The sequence below is a fragment of the Citrobacter freundii complex sp. CFNIH4 genome (assembly GCF_002934505.1).
GTDB lineage: Bacteria > Pseudomonadota > Gammaproteobacteria > Enterobacterales > Enterobacteriaceae > Citrobacter > Citrobacter freundii.
Genome location: NZ_CP026231.1, coordinates 4179499 through 4195349, shown reverse-complemented (window position 1 = coordinate 4195349; position 15851 = coordinate 4179499). Strand labels below are relative to the sequence as shown.

Below are 15851 nucleotides of genomic sequence, written 5' to 3'. Positions count from 1 at the left end.
TGATCGCTTTTTTATCTCTAAATTTCACTATGCGAAATCTGATTTCAAATATAGCGATCAAATTTTGACAGATCAACGGGGTGGTCTATTTTTTAAAATCATCAAAATCAAATAGTTGTGTTTTTTCGGTTCAGATCGTGAACTGAAACACACTTTGCGCTACCATCAGAGCGCGACGAAAAGGGGAGCGGAAGCGATGGGCACAAAAGAGAGTGAAATGACGCAAGACAAAGAGAGGCCAGCCGGAAGTCAGAGCCTGTTCCGTGGTTTGATGTTGATTGAGATTCTGAGTAACTATCCGAATGGGTGCCCGTTGGCGCATTTGTCTGAACTGGCAGGGCTGAACAAAAGTACTGTGCATCGACTGCTGCAAGGGCTGCAATCCTGTGGGTATGTCACCCCCGCGCCAGCGGCAGGGAGTTATCGCCTGACCACCAAATTTATTGCCGTGGGTCAGAAGGTGTTGTCGTCACTGAACATCATCCATGTTGCTGCGCCGCACCTCGAAGCGCTGAATATCGCCACCGGTGAAACCATCAACTTCTCAAGCCGTGAAGATGACCACGCGATTCTGATTTATAAGCTGGAACCGACGACGGGCATGCTGCGTACCCGCGCTTATATCGGCCAACATATGCCGCTGTATTGCTCGGCGATGGGTAAAATCTACATGGCGTTTGGGCATGCGGATTATGTGGAAGCCTACTGGGAGAGCCATCAGGATCTTATTCAGCCCCTGACCCGCAATACCATTACCGGTTTACCGGCGATGTACGACGAATTGGCGCAGATCCGCGAAAGCAGTATGGCGATGGATCGGGAAGAGAACGAACTGGGCGTTTCCTGTATTGCCGTGCCGGTGTTTGATATTCATGGTCGGGTGCCGTACGCGGTGTCAATTTCACTCTCTACCTCGCGACTTAAGCAGATAGGGGAAAAAAATCTACTCAAGCCACTACGGGAAACCGCGCAGGCGATTTCAAATGAGCTGGGTTTTACCGTTCGCGATTAGGCAGAGATCCATAGTTATTCAGGCACCTGACAAAATTTAACCGTTTCCCCTGTCCGATCAAAGCGACAAGGGCGACCTCTCTGGCACTCTGTGGTTTTTAACGGCGACGGAGAAGGCAATGAACGGGTTTATTATGGCGGATGCGGCGGAATGTATTGGGTGTCGTACCTGCGAAGTTGCCTGCGTCGTCGCGCACCAGCAAAACCAGGACTGTGCGTCAGTCTCTTCTTCTGCGTTTATACCGCGGATTCGGGTAATCAAAGATGACGCCTTTACAACGGCAGTCGCCTGCCATCAATGCGAAGACGCTCCCTGTGCGAATGTTTGCCCAACGCACGCCATTCGTCGTGAACATGGGCATATCTTCGTTGAACAGACACGTTGTATTGGTTGTAAAAGCTGTATGCTGGCCTGCCCGTTTGGGGCAATGAATGTCGTTGCCCGTTCGTCGCGGGTGCAGGCGATAAAATGCGATTTGTGCTGGCATCGTGAGACGGGGCCAGCGTGTGTAGAAGCCTGCCCGACCAGCGCGTTGCAGTGTATTGATGCCGTCAGTATTCAGCGACAGCGTCTGCGTTCACAACCGCTGTGAAGTGAGCCCGACCCGCACTTGGGTCGGGTTTGCGTTAGCCTTCCAGCCAGGCGCGTTCGATCTCTTCAGCCAGAATCTTCACACCAGCTTCGATTTTCTCTGGTTCTGGCACGTAGTTCATCCGCATGCACTGATGGGTATGCGGCCAGGGTTTATCCAGCCCCGGGAAGAAGTAGTCACCGGGAACCATCAGCACTCCACGCGCTTTCAGGCGCTGATACAGCAGTTCAGTCGTGATGGGCAAATCTTTGAACCACAGCCAAAGAAAAATCGCGCCCTCTGGTTTATGGATAAGGCAGCGATCTTCTGACAAGTAGCGGCGAATAATCGCAATCGCCTCCTGAACGCGCTGATAGTAAAACGGTTTAATTACCGTTTCGGACAGGCGCAGTAGATCGTTACGTTTAATCATCTCGCACATCATCGCCGGTCCCATCCCGCCAGGGGCAAGGCTGATGATGCCGTTCATATTGGTAATCGCAGTGATGATTTTTTCATTGGCGATAATGATGCCGCAGCGGGAACCTGGCAGACCCAGTTTGGAAAGGCTCATGCACAGCACAATGTTGGGGTTCCACAGCGGACGCGCTTCGCTAAAGATGATGCCAGGGAATGGTACGCCATAGGCGTTATCAATCACCAGCGGGATCCCATGCTGGTTGGCCAGCCGGTCCAGCTTCATCAGCTCGTCGTCTGTGATCACATTGCCTGTCGGGTTAGTCGGGCGTGACACGCAGATCATCCCCGTCTCTTCACCGATGTGCAGGTGTTCAAAATCAACGTGATACTTAAACTGGCCTTCCGGTAACAGTTCGATGTTCGGACGTGCGGATACGAAAAGATCTTCTTCTAGCCCGGAATCGGCATAGCCAATGTATTCCGGGGCTAATGGGAATAACACTTTTTGCGTTGTTCCGTCAGCGCGGCGTCCGGCGAACAGATTGAATAAGTAGAAAAACGCGCTCTGACTGCCATTTGTCAGTGCAATATTTTGTGGCTCGATATCCCAACCCTGCTTCTCACGTAGCAGTTTCGCCAGCTCAGACAGGAGCTCGGTTTTCCCTTGCGGACCGTCATAATTGCAAAGCGCATCAGTGGCTTTGCCGTTTGCCAGCATATCTGTTAGCAGAGACTGGAAGTAATTTTGCATCTCTGGAATTTGCGCCGGATTACCACCGCCGAGCATGATGGCGCCTGGGGTGCGTAAACCGTCGTTGAGGTCCTCCATCAGGCGGGTGATGCCTGAATGGCGGGTAAATTTGTCGCCAAAAAGTGAGAATGTCATAGCAGGGGGTCTGTCGAACTGAGTAGTAAAGTGGCTAACCATAGCGCTACCCATGGCAGGGTGCAAATCAGGGGAAGCGGACCGGATTGATGTTTTGTGCTGCAGATGTTTGCCTGGCTGGTTTTTTATTTTGTGTTGGGTTTCCCGCCGTATGCACAGCGGGAAGCCTGTTGGGATCAGGGCTGGCCGGCCCACACCACCATCACCTTATCGTCGTCATGCTCGCGGATAAATCCGTATCCCTGCTTCAGGGTAAGCGTAGTCTGTTTACCGGCGCCGATGGCGGGATGTCTGGCTCGGAACTGACTGATGCGCTGCCAGTGTGCGACGCTGGCAGCAGATTTCCCGCTCACATCCTGCCAGTTCATTTCTGAGCGCGTGCCCTGCAATGGGTCTGAACCTGTTGGTCCAAAGGGTCGGGCCGACTCGTCGCCGTAAAAGAGTTGTACCGCGCCAGGCGCCAGCAGCAATAGCTCGGCGGCTTTGTCTCCACCTTCGCGAAACAGACGCGTATCGTGTGAGGAGAGATAGCTCAGGACGTTGAAATCCTGCAGTTTTTCAGCCATTTGTTGCCAGGTGACATCCATATTTGCCAGACAATCGACGGCCTTTGCCGCCTGCTCCTGATAGTCGAAATTGATCATCGCATCAAAGCCGTGTGGGTAATAGTCGCTTTGCATTACGCCGTGACCCCAGGCCTCGCCGGTCATCCAGAAAGGTTTATCATCCAGCGCTTTATCCGGGTTGGCTTTCTTCCATTCAGCCAGCGCTGCGCTGGCCTGTGTTTTTAATTGCTGCCAGGCGGGAAGCTCGACGTGTTTGGCGGTATCAACCCGAAAGCCGTCAATCCCGTAATCACGCACCCACTGGCTGAGCCAGTGCGTCAGATAATCGCGGGGCGTGTAACCGGCAATAGCTTTAGCGTGCGTATCTGGTTTGTGCTGATAAAAGTTTGGCAGCCCGGAAGGTGTGGTGGATTCGGTTTTCAGATCGGGCAGGAAGGCCAGTGACATGGTCAGGTCGTCAAAGCCAGGATTGTCGTAATCGCCAATATCGGTACGGATCCAGTTTTTCCCCCACCATTTTTCCCAACCTGCTTTATCGCTGAAGTTGATGTAATCATTAAAGCTGTGCCAGCTTTGCCCGGCGGCTGGCTTCCAGTCCGTCCAGCGTTCACCGAGCGTGTTTTTCAGTTCATCGCCCGACAAGTACAGCGCTCCAAACTGATACTCCTGCATATCCGCCAGCGTGGCGTAGCCGGTATGATTCATGACGACATCGAACAGGATACGAATGCCGCGCTGGTGCGCACCGTCAACCAGGGCACGCAGGTCAGCTTCATTACCCATATTCGCATCGAGCGTGGTCCAGTCCTGAGTGTAATAGCCGTGATAAGCGTAGTGGGGGAAATCGCCTTTGGTGCCGCCGCCGACCCAACCGTGAATTTGCTCAAACGGTGCGCTGATCCACAAGGCGTTGACGCCCAACTGTTGCAGGTAGTCGAGTTTACTGGTGAGTCCGCGCAAATCGCCACCGTGGAAAGTGCCAATTTCCTGCATGCCGTCGTTGCGACGTCCGTAGCTGTGGTCGTTGCCTGGGTCACCATTTACAAAGCGATCCGTCAGAACGAAATACACCGTAGCGTTATGCCAGTCGAAAGCAGCCGGGGCATCGGTTTCTGCCCGTTCCAGCAGCAACAGCCCGTTACTGGCTGCGGCAGGCTGTAGGGTAATCGACCCATTCTTTACCGTTGCCGTTTGTTTGCTGTAGTAATCGCGCACCACGGCACCTTCCGGAAAGGTCTGGCTCACATCCAGTGTTAACGGCGAACCATCCCATTTCGGGCACTGGCGAATCTGGGTCGTGACAGGGTCTGCGGCGCTTTTTACCGAGAGCATCAACGTTGGCGTTCCGGAGCGGGTATCGACTTCCAGCGTGTAATCGCCGTCTTTGAATAAACGCCACTGCGGCGGCGCGCCTTCACACGGTTTTAGCGATAGCATCTGGTTGAGTTTTATCGCATCAGCAGGCTGCCAGCACTGTTGGTCAAAATTCAGGATTAAAGGACGAGTACCCTTCGTCAACGCTGCATGGCTGACGAATTTACCCGTACCTTCCGCTTCGAAGTTGGGGAGTCCCTGAGAAGTCCATGATGAGGCGATGGCAATGCCGGGTATGAGCGCCAGCGCAACGGCGGCAAGTTTCATAATGCTGTCCTTGGTGCTGCTGTTTTCGCCAGTTTGCCAGTGAAATCAGGCTGGAAACTCATCCTTTGAGTCGATTCCGCCAGGAGGAGAAGTGAGGGTGAGCGATCGCGTTCAAAAAATGAACTAATTTTGCGATAACCTCCACATTTTCTTCGAATTAATGGCACCCTGAACTGTTAATGCGTGACATAGTTTCAGAATTGGACTATTCCTTTGGGTGCTCTTGACGGCTATTTTTGATATGATTTGAGATTCATCTCTCATTTTTGTGAAAAATATAAGGTGTTGGAATGTATAAATCCGACCAGGAGACCTAATGATATTGACTCCCATTCGACGATATGGGGCAATGATTCTTATGTTACTCACCGTTGCATTTTCGGGTGAGGTGCTGGCAAAGACACACACGGCGACAACGAGTCACAAGCCCCAGATAACCAAGGCAAGTAATAAACAGGTTAGCAGTAAACAAGAGTATTCTCGCAATAGTGCAAAGAGTAGTTCACTTCCTGATTTGCGAAAATACCCTTCCGGAACACCAAGGAAAAAAGCGTTTCTCCGGACGGTTATGCCTTATATTACCAGTCAAAATGCTGCCATTACTGCGGACCGTAACTGGCTGATTTCAAAACAGTACCAGAACCGCTGGTCACCGACTGAGCGTACGCGTATGAAAGACATCGCGAAGCGCTACAAGGTGAGCTGGTCTGGCAACACGCGTAAAATTCCGTGGAATACGCTGCTTGAGCGCGTAGACATTATCCCGACCAGTATGGTGGCAACCATGGCTGCGGCCGAAAGCGGCTGGGGTACGTCGAAGCTGGCGCGTAGCAACAACAACCTGTTTGGCATGAAATGTGGCAAAGGTCGTTGTAACAATGCCCCTGGTAAGGTGAAAGGCTACTCACAGTTTGAATCGGTGAAAGAGTCGGTGAATGCTTACGTCATCAACCTGAACACGCACCCGGCTTACTCTTCTTTCCGTAAATCACGTGCGCAGCTGCGTAAAGCCGATCAGGAAGTCACCGCTACCGCGATGATCCATAAGCTGAAGGGTTATTCCACTAAAGGACAGAGCTACAACAACTATCTGTTCGCAATGTATCAGGATAACCAGCGTTTAATCGCCGCGCATATGTAATTCTGTGTGCCGGATGGCGGCTTCGCCGTATCCGGCAATAATCCTCACAGCAACACTTCGCTGTTCACCTCGCGATACTCTTTTGGCGTCGTGTCGTACTCTTTCTTGAAGACCGAATAGAAATACTGCAGAGACGGATAGCCGCACATCTGTGAAATTTCGTTGATTGAAAGCGTGGTAGAAATCAACAGACTGCGCGCTTTTTCCAGCTTTTCGGCATGAATCACGGCGTGGATAGTCTCTCCGACCTCTTCTTTAAAACGCTTCTCCAGATTTGAACGTGAAATCCCTACTGAATCAAGAACTTGCTCAACCTTAATCCCTTTGCAGGCATGATTGCGGATAAAGTGCATCGCCTGAATGACGGCAGGATCGGTCAAGGAGCGGTAATCGGTTGAGCGCCGCTCAACCACGCGCACCGGAGGAACCAGAATGCGTTGCAGCGGCAGCGCCTCATTCGCCAGCAAGCGGTGCAGAAGTTTTGCGGCCTGGTAGCCCATCTGCCGGGCTCCCTGAGCCACGGATGACAGCGCTACCCGTGATAAGTAACGGGTCAGTTCTTCGTTATCTATTCCTATCACGCATAGCTTTTCCGGTACCGGGATATGTAGGTGCTCGCAGACCTGCAGGACGTGTCGTGCCCGCGCGTCGGTGACCGCGATAATGCCGGTTTGCGGCGGCAACGTTTGTAGCCAGTCTGCCAGACGATTTTGCGCGTGCTGCCAGTTTTCCGGCGCAGTTTCCAGCCCCTGGTAGACTACGCCTCGGTACTTTTCTTTAGCCACCAACTGGCAAAAGGCATATTCACGTTCTGCGGCCCAGCGTTTACCGCTTGAGGAAGGCAGGCCGTAAAACGCAAAACGGTTAACCCCTTTCTCTTTCAGATGCAGAAAAGCGCTTTCTACCAGCGCGTGGTTGTCGGTAGCAATGTAATGTACCGGGGGATAATCTTGCTCCCGATGGTAGGAACCCCCAACGCCGATGATCGGAACATCGACATCGGCAAGTAATTGCGCAATGTCATCATCGTCATAATCGGCAATAACGCCATCGCCTAGCCAGTCTTTAATATTATCGATACGGGCGCGGAAATCTTCCTCAATGAATATATCCCACTCGGATTGCGATGCCTGTAAATATTCACCCACTCCTTCTACCACCTGACGGTCATAGGCTTTATTGGCATTGAATAACAGAGTGATGCGGTGACGTTTATCAAACATAAGAACCTGTCCTGGAAAGGTTAACGTGGGCCTGTCGATACTAGCAAAACCGCCGGTACGACTGCTTGATGAAGCGTGACAAATTTCCTGATTGCCTGAGGCCAGGCAAAATTTACATACTGTCAGCGGGATGACAATTGTCATTTTTCATCTGCGCATTACGGTTTTTTGTTTAATGGCTAACCTTCGATCGCGATCGCTTTTTTATTTCGTTTTTCAGCGTGTTTTTTTGGGAGCCAGCGCACGTTTGGGTATTCTCTTAATAGCGGTGTGAAATAACGTAATTGAGCAATAAATCAGGAAATTCCAGTATAGCCATATCGCAGTTTACTTACCGTATTACCTGATTATGGAGCTTATTATGCCGGCTTATTTTGACCAACTCGATCGTGTTCGTTTTGAAGGTACTCAATCCACCAACCCGCTCGCATTTCGCCATTACAATCCTGACGAAATCGTGTTGGGCAAACGTATGGAAGATCATCTGCGTTTTGCTGCCTGCTACTGGCATACCTTCTGCTGGAACGGTGCGGATATGTTCGGTATGGGCGCTTTCGATCGTCCGTGGCAGCAGCCTGGTGAAGCACTGGCGCTGGCGAAACGCAAAGCGGACGTGGCATTTGAGTTCTTCCACAAGCTGAACGTGCCTTACTACTGCTTCCATGATGTGGATGTCTCGCCTGAAGGGGCTTCACTGAAAGAGTACAAAAACAACTTTGCGCAGATGGTTGATGTGCTGGCAGCAAAACAGGAACAGAGCGGCGTGAAGCTGCTGTGGGGAACAGCAAACTGCTTTACCAACCCACGCTACGGCGCGGGTGCGGCAACAAACCCGGATCCAGAAGTGTTCAGCTGGGCCGCCACGCAGGTGGTTACGGCCATGGATGCCACGCACAAGTTAGGCGGTGAAAACTACGTTCTGTGGGGTGGTCGTGAAGGCTATGAGACGCTGCTGAATACCGATCTGCGTCAGGAACGTGAGCAAATTGGTCGCTTCATGCAACTGGTGGTGGAACACAAACACAAAACCGGTTTCCAGGGCACTTTGCTTATCGAGCCGAAACCGCAGGAACCGACCAAGCACCAGTACGACTACGATGCGGCGACCGTCTACGGCTTCCTCAAGCAGTTCGGTCTGGAAAAAGAGATCAAACTGAATATCGAAGCTAACCATGCCACGCTGGCGGGCCACTCGTTCCATCACGAAATCGCCACCGCTATCGCGCTGGGTCTGTTTGGCTCTGTCGATGCCAACCGTGGTGACGCGCAACTGGGCTGGGACACTGATCAGTTCCCGAACAGCGTAGAAGAGAACGCGCTGGTGATGTACGAAATCCTGAAAGCGGGCGGTTTCACCACCGGTGGCCTGAACTTCGATGCCAAAGTGCGTCGTCAGAGTACCGATAAATATGATCTGTTCTATGGTCATATTGGCGCGATGGATACCATGGCACTGTCGTTGAAAATTGCGGCCCGTATGATTGAAGACGGTGGTCTGGATCAGCGCGTGGCAAAACGTTATGCCGGTTGGAATGGTGAGCTGGGCCAGCAAATTCTGAAAGGGCAGATGACGCTGACGGAAATTGCGCAGTACGCTGAACAACATAACCTGGCGCCGGTGCACCAGAGCGGTCATCAGGAATTGCTGGAAAATCTGGTGAACCATTATTTGTTCGACAAATAACGGGGTTCTGAGAACGTCCGTAAGCCCGGTCAGCTCGCGCTACCGGGCCTTTCTTTAAGGAACGATGCCTTATGTATATCGGGATAGATCTTGGCACATCAGGCGTAAAGGCCATCCTGCTCAACGAGCAGGGGGATGTGGTCGCTTCGCACACGGAGAAACTCACCGTCTCGCGCCCGCATCCGTTATGGTCTGAACAAGACCCTGAGCAGTGGTGGTCGGCAACGGATCGGGCTGTGAAAGCATTGGGCCAGCAGCATTCGCTTCGCGAGGTGAAAGCGCTGGGGATTGCCGGACAGATGCACGGCGCGACGCTACTGGATGAGCAACAGAAGGTATTGCGTCCGGCTATTCTGTGGAACGATGGTCGCTGTGGTGAAGAGTGCGTGATGCTGGAGAATCAGGTTCCGCAGTCTCGTGCGATCACCGGCAACCTGATGATGCCTGGCTTTACCGCGCCAAAACTGCTGTGGGTGCAACGCCACGAGCCGGAGATTTTCAACCAGATTGATAAAGTTCTGCTGCCGAAAGATTACCTGCGTTTGCGCATGACCGGTGATTTTGCCAGCGATATGTCTGATGCGGCAGGGACAATGTGGCTGGATGTCGCGAAGCGTGACTGGAGCGATGTCATGCTGGCTGCCTGTAAACTGACTCGCGCACATATGCCTGCGCTCTATGAAGGCAGCGAGATTACCGGAACCTTGTTGCCAGACGTCGCTAAAGCCTGGGGAATGCAGGAGATTGCGGTTGTTGCCGGAGGTGGTGATAACGCGGCGGGAGCGGTTGGCGTAGGCATGATGAATGCCGGTCAGGCGATGCTTTCGCTGGGGACATCCGGTGTCTATTTTGCGGTGAGTGATGGTTTCCTTAGCAAACCGGAAAGTGCGGTTCACAGTTTTTGCCATGCTTTGCCTGAGCGATGGCATCTGATGTCTGTGATGTTAAGTGCGGCATCGTGTCTGGACTGGGCGGCAAAATTAACCGGACTGGCGAGCGTTCCTGCATTGATTGACGCTGCGCAGCAGGCCGATGAACACGCGGAGCCGGTCTGGTTTTTACCTTATCTTTCCGGTGAACGTACGCCGCATAACAATCCGCAGGCCAAGGGCGTATTTTTCGGTCTGACGCATCAGCATGGTCCGGCAGAACTGGCGCAGGCGGTGCTGGAAGGTGTGGGGTTTGCGCTGGCTGACGGTATGGACGTGGTACATGCCTGCGGCGTGCAGCCCGCCAGCATTACGTTGATTGGCGGCGGGGCGCGCAGTGAATACTGGCGTCAGATGCTATCTGACATCAGCGGATTGCAGCTGGATTATCGTACCGGCGGTGATGTCGGCCCTGCACTTGGTGCGGCGCGACTGGCGCAAATTGCCATGAATCCGCAGCGGCCTTTATCAGACCTTCTGCCTCAGCTTACGCTGGAACAAGCGCATTATCCTGACGCCGGGCGCCACGCGCTTTACCAACATCGTCGGGAAACCTTCCGCCGAATCTACCAGCAGTTGCAACCGCTGATGTCCTGATCCTCGTTCCCCTCTGGTAAACAGAGGGGATTTATCAAATGTATATTTCAATCCAATAAATAGTTAGTACGCATGGATTTATTCTGAAAGTCCGGCGTAGTGCCATTTTTCTGTGTTGTCTTTAGCGGGTTATTCATATTGTATCCATGATGGATAAGGAGATCCCAATGAAGACGACAAGGCTGTTGCTATAGATGTTATTCCTCTCTGGCGCACTGATTTACGTTATTGGTTTTTGGCGGGCATGCCCGTTATTGAGTGGCAAAGGCTATTTTTTCGGCGTGCTGATGACGGGAATGTTTGTGACATATGTTTATCAGCGTGCTGAAAATCTCGATCAGAGCGACGAGCGCTTAACCTCTGTATGTCAAATGGTCACACTCATCACGGTAGGGTTGCTGCTGGTGGGCGTCTGGAACGCCCCATTATCGCCCCTTGAAAAGGGGCTTTACCCGATGGCATTCATCGTATGTTTACTGGGGCAAGCTTTATTGCTGCGCCTGCAAAATACGGGGGATTAACTCACCAGCCTGCGCGTATCGATGCGTTGCAGCAGCATGGATAGCAGCAGGCTTCCCGCCAGCGTGGCGCTGAAAATCCACAGCATATCGAGCGGCGGCCAGTTCTTGAGTTCGATGCCATTGGTGCGCAGCGCGTGAATGATCAGCGCATGAAAACCATAAATGCCCAATGAATGGCGAGAAATAAGGCCCAGTAGCGGCAGAGTACGTGTGCTGAGCGTATTTTTGACCAGCGTCAGGAGTGAGACGGCGCAAATAAATACCGCAGGGCCGCAGTAGAGGTACCAGGTGTCGGCAAAATTACCTCGCCAGCGCAGTTCATGCAATGTGCCACGAGAAATAATAAATACTGCGGTAATGAATAACGCCGCACAGAGCCAGCTGAGCGCGCGCTTTTGCGTATCCATCATGCCAATCGCCCGGCCCAGCATGCCGTACAGGATGTAATAGAAGGTGTCGCCGCTGATGTACAGGTTAATGGGTAGCCATTCAAAACCGCCAATTTTTTGCGAGACGGTATTGGGATTGGCAATCACGCCTATCACCACCATCAACGCCAGCAGCATCTTGCCGCTGATATTTTTCACCTGTATCAGCGGAGAAACCAGGTAGATGACGGCGATCGCGAAGAAAAACCACAGATGATAGAACACCGGCTTTTGCAGCAGGTTCTTCAGCGACAGCTCAGCGTTGATCGAGGTAAACAGCAGGATATAGGCCAGCGCCACGCTGCTGTAAAACAGAATGCAGAGCGTGATGCGCAGGAAATGGCGCGGTTTGGCGCTACGCTCGCCAAAAAACAGATAACCCGAAATCATAAAGAACAGCGGGACGCTGACGCGAGAGGCTGAATTGAGCACGTTAGCCAGATCCCAATTCAACGGGCTGACGCTTTGCGCATTGGTGATGTACCAGGTCGTGGTGTGGATCATCACGACCATTAAACAGGCTATCCCGCGCAGGTTATCAATCCAGAAAATTTTGGGCTGCATCAGTTCCTCTGTGTCCATTAAAAAAAGTCTGACCGATATTTTGCGAACGTAGCTCACTGGAATAATCCGAGTTCTTACGCTAAAGCTTGAGATGGTCTGATGAGATTCTCAAAATAGGATCTGTTTCCAGACACTAATAATAAGACTGACCAGCAAACCAGGTGGTAATAAAATGATGATGAAGTATTTCTTTCCCACAATCGCTACCCTTTTGCTGGTAGCGTGCGCTGACACACAACCGTCTGCACCCGCGCAGAAAGCGCAAAAGGTTAAGGTCAGTGCCACACGTTCGCTGGATATGGAGTCATTGTGCAAAAATGAGGCGGCGCAACGCTACAACACTGGCGCGCAGAAAATTGATATCTCCGGCCTGGAGCAATTCCAGGGCAGCTATGAGATGCGTGGTTCTACCTTCCGTAAAGAGAGTTTTGTCTGTTCTTTTGATGCAGACGGGCAGTTTTTGCACCTTTCCATGCGCTAAGTTCCCCCTTTTTCCCGTTTCGTACTGTATATCTTGCAGCCAGCGGGTATACTGATCGCTTCCTTTAAATCCACACGTATCCAGCACGAAATAATATGCAAAAGTTTGATACCAGGACCTTCCAGGGCTTGATCCTGACCTTACAGGATTACTGGGCTCGCCAGGGCTGCACCATTGTTCAACCATTGGACATGGAAGTCGGCGCGGGAACATCTCACCCAATGACCTGCCTGCGTGCGCTGGGGCCGGAACCGATGGCGACTGCTTATGTGCAGCCTTCCCGTCGTCCGACCGATGGCCGCTATGGCGAAAACCCGAACCGCTTACAGCACTACTATCAGTTCCAGGTAGTGATTAAGCCGTCACCGGACAACATTCAGGAGCTGTACCTGGGTTCTCTGAAAGAGCTGGGTATGGACCCGACCATTCACGATATTCGTTTCGTGGAAGATAACTGGGAAAACCCGACGCTGGGTGCCTGGGGTCTGGGTTGGGAAGTGTGGCTGAACGGCATGGAAGTGACTCAGTTCACCTACTTCCAGCAGGTTGGTGGTCTGGAATGTAAACCAGTAACCGGGGAAATTACCTACGGTCTGGAACGTCTGGCCATGTACATTCAGGGCGTAGACAGCGTTTACGACCTGGTCTGGAGCGACGGCCCGCTGGGTAAAACCACTTACGGTGACGTGTTCCATCAGAACGAAGTGGAGCAATCCACCTACAACTTTGAATACGCCGACGTGGACTTCCTGTTCACCTGCTTCGAGCAGTACGAGAAAGAAGCGCAGCAGCTGCTGGCGCTGGAAAATCCGCTGCCGCTGCCTGCGTATGAACGTATTCTGAAAGCCGCCCATAGCTTCAACCTGCTGGATGCGCGTAAAGCCATCTCCGTCACCGAGCGTCAGCGCTATATCCTGCGCATTCGCACCCTGACCAAAGCAGTGGCAGAAGCTTACTACGCTTCCCGTGAAGCCCTTGGCTTCCCGATGTGCAACAAAGACAAATAAGAGGCGGCCATGTCTGAGAAAACTTTTCTGGTGGAAATCGGCACTGAAGAGCTGCCACCAAAAGCACTGCGCAGCCTGGCTGAGTCCTTTGCTGCAAACTTTACCGCGGAGCTGGACAACGCTGGCATCGCGCACGGCAACGTTGAGTGGTTTGCTGCACCGCGTCGCCTGGCGCTGAAAGTCGCGAATCTGGCGGAATCTCAACCCGATCGTGAAGTTGAAAAACGTGGTCCGGCCATTGCCCAGGCGTTTGACGCTGAAGGCAAACCGAGCAAAGCGGCAGAAGGTTGGGCACGTGGCTGCGGCATCACGGTTGATCAGGCTGAGCGTCTGACTACCGACAAAGGCGAATGGCTGCTGTATCGCGCGCATGTGAAAGGCGAAAGCGCTGAAACGCTGCTGCCAAACATGATTGCCACTTCGCTGGCGAAGCTGCCGATCCCGAAACTGATGCGCTGGGGCGCGTCTGACGTTCACTTCGTGCGTCCGGTTCACACCGTGACTCTGCTGCTGGGCGACAAAGTTATTCCGGCAACGATTCTGGGCATTCAGTCCGATCGCGTGATCCGTGGACACCGCTTTATGGGCGAGCCGGAATTCACTATCGATTCTGCCGATCAGTATCCGGAAATCCTGCGTGAGCACGGCAAAGTCATTGCGGATTACGCTGAGCGTAAAGCGAAAATCAAAGCCGATGCTGAAGAAGCGGCCCGTAAGATTGGCGGTAACGCTGACCTGAGCGAAAGCCTGCTGGAAGAAGTCACCTCGCTGGTAGAATGGCCGGTAGTGCTTACCGCTAAATTCGAAGAGAAATTCCTCGCTGTTCCGTCTGAAGCGCTGGTACACACCATGAAAGGTGACCAGAAGTACTTCCCGGTATACGCGAATGACGGCAAACTGCTGCCGAACTTTATCTTCGTTGCCAACATCGAATCGAAAGATCCGACCCAGATTATCTCCGGTAACGAGAAAGTCGTTCGTCCGCGTCTTGCGGATGCTGAGTTCTTCTTCAATACCGACCGTAAAAAACGCCTTGAAGACCATCTGCCGCGTCTGCAAACCGTGCTGTTCCAACAGCAACTGGGTACGCTGCGCGACAAGACTGACCGTATCCAGGCGCTGGCGGGCTGGATTGCTGGTCAAATTGGCGCTGACGTTAACCACGCAACGCGTGCTGGCCTGCTGTCCAAGTGCGATCTGATGACCAACATGGTCTTCGAGTTCACCGACACCCAGGGCGTGATGGGAATGCACTACGCGCGTCACGATGGCGAAGCGGAAGATGTCGCGGTGGCGCTGAACGAGCAGTATCAGCCGCGTTTTGCCGGTGATGACCTGCCGTCTAACCCGGTGGCTTGTGCCGTGGCGATTGCTGACAAGATGGACACCCTGGCGGGTATCTTCGGTATTGGTCAGCATCCGAAAGGCGATAAAGACCCGTTTGCGCTGCGTCGTGCTGCGCTGGGCGTGCTGCGTATCATTGTTGAGAAGAACCTGAATCTGGATCTGCAAACGCTGACGGAAGAGGCTGTTCGTCTGTATGGCGACAAGCTGACCAACGCCAACGTGGTGGATGACGTTATCGACTTTATGCTTGGTCGCTTCCGCGCCTGGTATCAGGACGAAGGTTATACCGTCGATACCATTCAGGCCGTGCTGGCGCGTCGTCCGACTCGTCCGGCTGATTTCGACGCACGTATGAAGGCGGTTTCGCACTTCCGTACACTGGAGGCCGCGTCCGCGCTGGCTGCCGCGAACAAACGTGTATCGAACATCCTGGCGAAGTCTGAAGAAACGCTGAATGACCGTGTGAATGCGGCAACGCTGAAAGAGCCGGAAGAAATTGCGCTGGCGATGCAGGTTGTGGTGCTGCGCGATAAGCTGGAGCCAGTTTTCGCCGCTGGCCATTACCAGGAAGCGCTGGTTGAGTTAGCGGAACTGCGTGAGCCAGTTGATGCGTTCTTCGAGAAAGTGATGGTCAACGTAGAAGATAAAGATCTGCGTATCAACCGTCTCTCCATGCTCGAAAAACTGCGCGAACTGTTCCTGCGCGTGGCGGATATTTCGCTGCTGCAGTAACGGTCCTGAGCTGACTTAGAAAATGCCGGATGGCGGCTTCGCCTTATCCGGCCTACGAGATAAACACCAGTAGGCCGGATAAGCATTGCGCCATCCGGCAT

At 52.8% G+C, this 15851-nt stretch carries 13 protein-coding genes; 9 read left to right on the top strand and 4 right to left on the bottom strand.

Annotated features, from left to right (window positions below):
- Positions 1 to 196: 196 nt before the first annotated feature.
- Positions 197 to 1012 carry an IclR family transcriptional regulator YiaJ gene (gene yiaJ / locus C2U41_RS21495; protein WP_103848226.1) on the top strand — a complete coding sequence of 272 codons (816 nt, stop codon included), beginning with the start codon at positions 197 to 199 and terminating at the stop codon, positions 1010 to 1012.
- Positions 1013 to 1130: 118 nt separating this feature from the next.
- Positions 1131 to 1604 (top strand): 4Fe-4S dicluster domain-containing protein, encoded by a 474-nt coding sequence (locus C2U41_RS21490; RefSeq protein ID WP_032937199.1) that lies wholly within the window; start codon positions 1131 to 1133, stop codon positions 1602 to 1604.
- A 34-nt stretch (positions 1605 to 1638) separates the two neighbouring features.
- Here C2U41_RS21490 and avtA read toward each other — a convergent pair whose 3' ends face one another.
- Together avtA and malS are read right to left on the bottom strand one after the other, a co-directional pair.
- Positions 1639 to 2889: a valine--pyruvate transaminase gene (gene avtA, locus C2U41_RS21485; protein WP_103848227.1), complete on the bottom strand. Its 1251-nt coding sequence runs from the start codon at positions 2887 to 2889 to the stop codon at positions 1639 to 1641.
- Between the two features lie 176 nt (positions 2890 to 3065).
- On the bottom strand, positions 3066 to 5096 hold the full coding sequence (gene malS, locus C2U41_RS21480; RefSeq protein WP_103848228.1) for an alpha-amylase: 2031 nt from the start codon (positions 5094 to 5096) through the stop codon (positions 3066 to 3068).
- Between the two features lie 316 nt (positions 5097 to 5412).
- Here malS and C2U41_RS21475 point away from each other — a divergent pair, with 316 nt between their 5' ends.
- Positions 5413 to 6237, top strand: coding sequence for a protein bax (locus C2U41_RS21475; protein WP_003024247.1), 825 nt, complete (start codon positions 5413 to 5415; stop codon positions 6235 to 6237).
- A gap of 44 nt (positions 6238 to 6281) precedes the next feature.
- On the opposite strand, the gene xylR is transcribed toward C2U41_RS21475, so the two are convergent.
- Positions 6282 to 7460, bottom strand: coding sequence for a D-xylose utilization transcriptional activator XylR (gene xylR, locus C2U41_RS21470; protein ID WP_044700406.1), 1179 nt, complete (start codon positions 7458 to 7460; stop codon positions 6282 to 6284).
- Positions 7461 to 7821: 361 nt separating this feature from the next.
- Here xylR and xylA point away from each other — a divergent pair, with 361 nt between their 5' ends.
- The 3 genes from xylA to yiaB all read left to right on the top strand — a co-directional run bounded on the left by xylA (position 7822) and on the right by yiaB (position 11191).
- Positions 7822 to 9144: a xylose isomerase gene (gene xylA, locus C2U41_RS21465; RefSeq protein WP_003024252.1), complete on the top strand. Its 1323-nt coding sequence runs from the start codon at positions 7822 to 7824 to the stop codon at positions 9142 to 9144.
- Between the two features lie 71 nt (positions 9145 to 9215).
- Complete coding sequence (gene xylB / locus C2U41_RS21460; protein WP_103848229.1) at positions 9216 to 10670, top strand: xylulokinase; 1455 nt, start codon at positions 9216 to 9218, stop codon at positions 10668 to 10670.
- Between the two features lie 194 nt (positions 10671 to 10864).
- Positions 10865 to 11191: an inner membrane protein YiaB gene (gene yiaB, locus C2U41_RS21455; protein WP_103848230.1), complete on the top strand. Its 327-nt coding sequence runs from the start codon at positions 10865 to 10867 to the stop codon at positions 11189 to 11191.
- On the opposite strand, the gene C2U41_RS21450 is transcribed toward yiaB, so the two are convergent.
- Positions 11188 to 12183 (bottom strand): acyltransferase, encoded by a 996-nt coding sequence (locus C2U41_RS21450; protein WP_048218932.1) that lies wholly within the window; start codon positions 12181 to 12183, stop codon positions 11188 to 11190. The two genes, yiaB and C2U41_RS21450, sit on opposite strands and share 4 nt — an antisense overlap.
- 172 nt (positions 12184 to 12355) lie before the next feature.
- Between C2U41_RS21450 and C2U41_RS21445 the strand changes: the two genes are divergently transcribed.
- The 3 genes from C2U41_RS21445 to glyS all read left to right on the top strand — a co-directional run bounded on the left by C2U41_RS21445 (position 12356) and on the right by glyS (position 15750).
- Positions 12356 to 12664 (top strand): YsaB family lipoprotein, encoded by a 309-nt coding sequence (locus C2U41_RS21445; protein WP_003024259.1) that lies wholly within the window; start codon positions 12356 to 12358, stop codon positions 12662 to 12664.
- A 95-nt stretch (positions 12665 to 12759) separates the two neighbouring features.
- Entirely contained in the window at positions 12760 to 13671 is a 912-nt protein-coding gene (gene glyQ / locus C2U41_RS21440; RefSeq protein ID WP_001168551.1) for a glycine--tRNA ligase subunit alpha, read from the top strand.
- Between the two features lie 9 nt (positions 13672 to 13680).
- Entirely contained in the window at positions 13681 to 15750 is a 2070-nt protein-coding gene (glyS, locus tag C2U41_RS21435) for a glycine--tRNA ligase subunit beta (RefSeq protein WP_103848231.1), read from the top strand.
- Positions 15751 to 15851 lie beyond the last annotated feature (101 nt).